This is a genomic window from Oleiphilus sp. HI0125, from assembly GCF_001635355.1.
Genome location: NZ_LWGF01000394.1, coordinates 1 through 341, shown reverse-complemented (window position 1 = coordinate 341; position 341 = coordinate 1). Strand labels below are relative to the sequence as shown.

1 protein-coding gene is annotated in these 341 nt (G+C 44.9%); it reads left to right on the top strand.

The features are described from left to right. Positions 1-341, top strand: a 341-nt coding sequence (locus tag A3762_RS27145) for a hypothetical protein (protein ID WP_197469046.1), incomplete at both ends; no start/stop codon positions are given.

The following is a 341-nucleotide window of genomic DNA, read 5'->3' as shown; positions in this document are numbered from 1 at the left end:
GCTAGAGACAAAAGAGTCTGCCAAAGAGGACTCTGATTTAGTCGGGTCGAAAGGTGCGCAGTCTGACGATCCAGTCCTAGCGAATGAAAAGAATAACGATGCAGCTGATACTGATTCAGGCGTCACTGCATTAGAGTCGAGCGTGAAGCCTGAGTCTGAGGTTGTTCGGACAAGCACGGAAAATCTTGGTACTGATATGCCTGAAGATAAAGTCATAAAGGTATCGGTGAAAAAAAGCCAAGAAGATTCTTCAGTATTTGGTGGCGCTAATTACACGCTTCAGGTATTGGGTTCTTATAATGAGTCAACAGCACAGCGTTTTGTAGAGTCGAACCAACTTC